Annotated in this window: 5 protein-coding genes; 3 read left to right on the top strand and 2 right to left on the bottom strand. The window is 70.6% G+C overall.

All coding sequences use genetic code 11. From position 1 onward, the window contains the following. Positions 1–372 precede the first annotated feature (372 nt). The 3 genes from VIG79_RS15055 to VIG79_RS15065 all read left to right on the top strand — a co-directional run bounded on the left by VIG79_RS15055 (position 373) and on the right by VIG79_RS15065 (position 3,223). The gene (locus VIG79_RS15055) at positions 373–753 is read left to right on the top strand and encodes a hypothetical protein (RefSeq protein ID WP_331887104.1); all 381 of its coding nucleotides are present in this window, start codon (positions 373–375) and stop codon (positions 751–753) included. A gap of 107 nt (positions 754–860) precedes the next feature. Further along, a complete protein-coding gene (locus VIG79_RS15060) occupies positions 861–2,141 on the top strand; it encodes an aspartate kinase (RefSeq protein ID WP_331887106.1) in 1,281 nt (426 codons plus the stop codon). Continuing rightward, positions 2,138–3,223, top strand: coding sequence for an aspartate-semialdehyde dehydrogenase (locus VIG79_RS15065; protein ID WP_331887108.1), 1,086 nt, complete (start codon positions 2,138–2,140; stop codon positions 3,221–3,223). The genes VIG79_RS15060 and VIG79_RS15065 overlap by 4 nt, the downstream gene beginning before the upstream one ends. Here VIG79_RS15065 and VIG79_RS15070 read toward each other — a convergent pair. Both VIG79_RS15070 and VIG79_RS15075 read right to left on the bottom strand, forming a co-directional pair. Continuing rightward, entirely contained in the window at positions 3,210–4,589 is a 1,380-nt protein-coding gene (locus VIG79_RS15070; protein WP_331887110.1) for an ATP-binding protein, read from the bottom strand. The two genes, VIG79_RS15065 and VIG79_RS15070, sit on opposite strands and share 14 nt — an antisense overlap. Continuing rightward, positions 4,589–5,239 (bottom strand): response regulator transcription factor, encoded by a 651-nt coding sequence (locus VIG79_RS15075; protein ID WP_331887112.1) that lies wholly within the window; start codon positions 5,237–5,239, stop codon positions 4,589–4,591. Before VIG79_RS15075 ends, VIG79_RS15070 begins: the two co-directional genes overlap by 1 nt. Positions 5,240–5,261 lie beyond the last annotated feature (22 nt).

Below are 5,261 nucleotides of genomic sequence, written 5' to 3' on the forward strand. Positions count from 1 at the left end.
CTGCTCGGCGCGGAGCTATCTCACCCGGCGGCACAACTACGACGACCCACTCGGCGCGCCGGTCACCGACACCGAGCTCGACGCGGCAGCGGCCGCCGCTGGGGTGACGACGTTCGAGGAACCTCCCCCGTACTGAGGACCACCGCCGTACTGAGGACCACCGCCGTACTGAGGACCACCGCCGTACTGAGGACCACCGGTGTACTGAGGTGAGGTTCATGTAGTCGTGCGACGGTCGGCTCCGAGCGGGTGGTACCAGCGGGCGGAGCCACCTGGCGAGAGCGGGCCGAGCGCGCCATTCGGGGTGCCGCCGCTGCTCAGGGTGCCGCCGCTGCTGGGGCCACCACCGCTGCTCGGGCCACCACCGTGGTCGTGGCGGCGCTGGTGGCAGTGATCGGGTTGGGCGCCTGCACCCACGTGGCGAGGTCCCTTCCGGCCGACGGTGCGACACCGCGCCAGGTGCTCGACGCATACCTGCTGGCGTTGCAGGCGAGCGACTGTGCGACGACCCACGCCTATGCGGTGGACCGGTTCCTCACCGACGGTGAGCTGTGCGGCCATACCAACGTGCTCTCCTACCGGAGCGACGATTACACGTCCAAGCCCAGCGCCGACCAGGTCGTCCTCGCCGCCACGCTCACCACCAAGGGTGGCGACCAGAGCCTTCAGGACGGCGACCACCTCTGGTTCTACACGCTGCGTCCACAGCCGACCGGAGCGTGGCGGCTCAGTGCGGGTGGGTCCGGACCCTGAGCCGCCCATCTCACTGTCCGGAGCCCGTCGAGGTGTCACGGGACCCCCGATAAACTGGCACTTCCGACCCGATCAACGTCCGTGCCGTCGAGAGAGCAAGTGTCGCCGTGAGCCTGGTGGTGCAGAAGTACGGCGGCTCCTCGGTGGCGGACGCGGAGAGCATCAAGCGCGTTGCCCGCCGGATCGTCGAGACCCGCAAGGCCGGCAGCGCGGTCTGCGTGGTGGTCTCCGCCATGGGCGACACGACCGACGAGCTCCTCGACCTCGCGAACCAGGTCACCCCGCTCCCGCCGGGCCGTGAGCTGGACATGCTGCTGACCAGCGGCGAGCGCATCTCGATGGCCCTGCTCGCCATGGCCATCGCGAACCTGGGCCACGAGGCGCGCTCCTTCACGGGCAGCCAGGCAGGGGTCATCACCGACGCCGTCCACGGCAAGGCGCGCATCATCGATGTCACCCCGGGCCGGATCCAGACCGCCCTCAACGCCGGCCACATCGCGATCGTCGCCGGGTTCCAGGGCGTCAGCCAGGACACCAAGGACATCACCACCCTCGGTCGCGGCGGCTCCGACACCACCGCCGTGGCCCTGGCGGCCGCGCTCAACGCCGACGTCTGCGAGATCTACAGCGACGTCGACGGGGTCTTCACCGCCGACCCGCGAATCGTCGCGAGCGCCCGCAAGATCCATCACCTCAGCAACGAGGAGATGCTCGAGATGGCCGCGTGCGGTGCCAAGATCCTGCACCTGCGCTGCGTCGAGTACGCCCGGCGCTTCGACATGCCGATCCACGTCCGCTCGTCGTTCTCCCCCAACGAGGGAACCTGGATCACCGACAAGCCCCGACACGGCCCGGAAGGAGAGTCCGTGGAAGCCCCGATCATCGCCGGCGTCGCACATGACCGCAACGAGGCCAAGATCACGGTGGTCGGCGTCCCGGACCGCGCCGGCATGGCCGCCGAGATCTTCCAGGCGGTCGCCCGCGCCGAGATCAACATCGACATGATCGTCCAGAACGTCTCCGCGTCCGAGACCGGCCTCACCGACATCTCGTTCACGCTGCCGAAGACCGACGGCCAGACCGGTATGCAGGCCCTGGCCCAGATCCAGCAGCAGGTCGGGTTCGCGACCCTGCTCTACGACGACCACATCGGCAAGCTGTCGCTGATCGGGGCCGGTATGCGGTCGCACCCCGGTGTCTCGGCCACGCTGTTCCAGGCGCTCGCCGACGCCGGCATCAACATCGAGATGATCTCGACGTCCGAGATCCGCGTCTCGGTGGTCACCCGTGACGACCAGCTGGACGACGCGGTCCGGGCGGTCCACACGGCGTTCGGCCTCGACTCGTCCGACGGTGAGGCCGTGGTCTACGGAGGTAGTGGGAGATGAGCAACGCCGTGAGTATGCGTAAACCCACCCTCGCGCTGGTCGGGGCCACGGGTGCGGTCGGCACCGTGATGCGTCAGATCCTCTCGACCCGCGAGGACGTCTGGGGCGAGATCCGCCTCGTCGCCTCGGCGCGCTCCGCGGGCAAGCTGCTCGACGTCCGCGGCGAGCAGGTCGAGGTCCAGGCCCTCGCCCCCGAGGTCTTCGACGGCGTCGACGTCGCGATGTTCGACGTCCCCGACGAGGTCTCGGCCGAGTGGGCGCCGGTCGCCGCGGCCAGGGGCGTCGTCGTCGTCGACAACTCGGGATCGTTCCGGATGGACCCCGACGTTCCGCTCGTCGTCCCCGAGGTCAACCCCGACGCCGTCCGGAACCGCCCCAAGGGGATCATCGCCAACCCCAACTGCACGACCCTGACCATGATGGACGCTCTCGGCGCACTGCACCGCAAGTGGCAGCTCACCGAGCTCGTCGTCTCGTCGTACCAGGCCGCCTCCGGCGCCGGGCAGCCCGGCATCGACCGACTGCACGACGAGCTCCAGGTCGTCGGCGGCAACCGCGAGCTGGGCTCGCAGGCCGGCGACGTCCGCCGCGAGATCGTCGACAAGCTCGGACCGGAGTCACCGTTCCCGGCACCGCTGGCGATGAACGTCGTGCCCTGGGCCGGTTCACTCAAGGACGACGGCTGGTCGTCTGAGGAGCTCAAGGTCCGCAACGAGTCGCGCAAGATCCTCGACATCCCCGACCTCAAGGTCTCGGCCACCTGCGTCAGGGTCCCGGTGATCACGACGCACTCACTGGCCGTGCACGCCGTCTTCGCCCTGGACATCACCGTCGAGGCGGCCCGTCAGGCCCTCGAGGAGGCCCCCAGCGTGGTCGTCCTCGACGACCCCGCCGCGGGCGAGTTCCCCACTCCTGCCGACGTCGTCGGCGCCGACCCCACCTTCGTCGGGAGGCTGCGTCAGGCCCTGGACTTCCCGAACACGCTCGAGCTGTTCGTCTGCGGCGACAACCTTCGCAAGGGGGCGGCCCTCAACACCGCACAGATCGCCGAGCTGGTGGCGAAGGAGCTCACGACCGGCTGAGGTCCTGGCCGGTCGGCAGCGTGACGACGGCCCGCACACCTGGTCGCGCGTCCTCGAGGAATACCCGGGAACCGTTGCGCCGCAGCAACTCTCGCGCGATGGCCAGACCGAGGCCGGTGCCGCCGCTGTCACGGTCCCGCGCCTCGTCGAGTCGGGTGAACCGGTCGAAGACGCGCTCGCGGTCCGCCTCCGGGATGCCGTGGCCGTCGTCCGTCACACCGATCCGGGCCGTGCCGTCGACCACGTCGAGGGAGAGCTCCACCTCGGAGGACGCGTGTCGGACCGCGTTGTCGACGAGGTTGGTCAGCGCGCGGTACAGGTCGTCGTAGGACGCGTCGACCGACACCGGTACCAGGCCGCTCGCGACCCCGCTGCGCACCGGCACCCGGGCCGTCGCATACCGGGCACTCACCTCGTCGACGAGCCCACCGAGCTCGACGGCTCCGGTGACGCTCGGCGTGGGGGTGCCCCCGTCGTCGGCGCGGGCGAGGAGCAGCAGGTCCTCGACGAGCCCCGACAGCCGGGCGACCTCCGGGAGCAGGTCGTCGGGCAGCCGACCGCCCTCACCGAGTCGCGTCGCAACCTCGAGCTGGGTCCGCATCGTCGCGAGAGGGCTGCGCAGCTCGTGGGCGGCGTCGGCGACGAACGCTCGCTGGGTCCGGCGCGCCCCGGCGACGCGATCGAGCATCTCGTTCAATGTCGTTGCCAGCGCTGCGATCTCGTCGTGAGTAGGGGGAACGGGCAGCCGTTCGTCGGTGGACGACCCGTCGATGCTCGCCGCTCCGCTGCGCAGCTCCTCGACCGGCTTCAACGCCGCGCCGATGACCCGCCACGCGATGAGGGCGCAGACCAGCAGCAGCAGAGGGAAGACGACGAGCAGCAGGTTCCGCAGCGTCGTCGTGGCCGACTCGAGGTCCGCGGTCGGCAGGGCCGCGACCACGGTGACCCGGTCGGCGCCCGACCCGGCCTCCACGGCGCTGACCTGAAGGCCGCCAGAGAGGCCGGACCGGTTGCCGGCCACGACCACGACGTCACCGGCCACCGCTCGCTCCTTCTCCTCCGGCGTCACCAGCGCCGTCAGCCGGTCCGCGGTCAGCGAGCCGGTGAGCACCCGGTTGTCGGCCGACAGCACCTGGACGACCTGCGCCCCGGACGCCGGGACCGGGTCGGGGATGCGACCGGAGCTGACCAGCAGGGCCACCTCCTGCGCGCTGGCGAGGGCCGTGGACTGCACGGTGCGGGTCAACGAGGACGCGAGGACGGCATACAGGATCACCCCGCCGAGGACGAGGGCGCCGGCAACGCCGAGCACACCGATGGTCATCAGGCGACCGCGCAGGCCGATCTGCTGGAACCGGGTGAGCATCAGTCGGCGATCCGGTAGCCCACACCGCGGACCGTCTCGATCCGCTCGCGGCCGAGCTTGCGCCGGAGGTAGCCGACGTAGACCTCGACCACGTTCGCGTCGTCCCCCGACGCCCACACCTGGTCCAGCAGCTCGTCCTTGCTGATGACTGCCGGGGCGGCGCGGAGCAGCTGCTCGAGCAGGCGGAACTCACGAGGCGACAGCTCGACGTCGGCGCCGTCCACCTGTACGCGATGCGTGGCCGGATCGAGGCTGAGACCACCGGCCTCGAGCACCGTGGGGCGTGGTCCGGTGTCGCGCCGGACCAGTGACCGCAGCCGAGCCAGCAGCACCACGAACGAGAACGGCTTGGTGAGGTAGTCGTCCGCGCCGTAGTCGAGCCCGTCGGCCACGTCGTACTCGCCGTCCTTGGCGGACAGTAGGAGCACCGGTACCCAGTTCTGCTCCTCCCTGAGCGTCCGGACCACGGAGTAGCCGGACATGCCCGGGAGCATGATGTCGAGCACCACGACGTCGTACGCGCCGAAGCGGGCCGCTTCCAGCCCGGCCGGCCCGTCTGCGACGCGGTCCACGACATACCCCTCGGCGCTGAGGCCGCGGCCCAGGGCCGCCGCCATGCCGGGCTCGTCCTCGACCAGGAGCAGTCGCACGGGGTCACCCTGTCACGAGGTG

This window comes from Lapillicoccus sp., from assembly GCF_036559105.1.
In the GTDB taxonomy this organism is placed as follows: Bacteria; Actinomycetota; Actinomycetes; order Actinomycetales; family Dermatophilaceae; genus Lapillicoccus.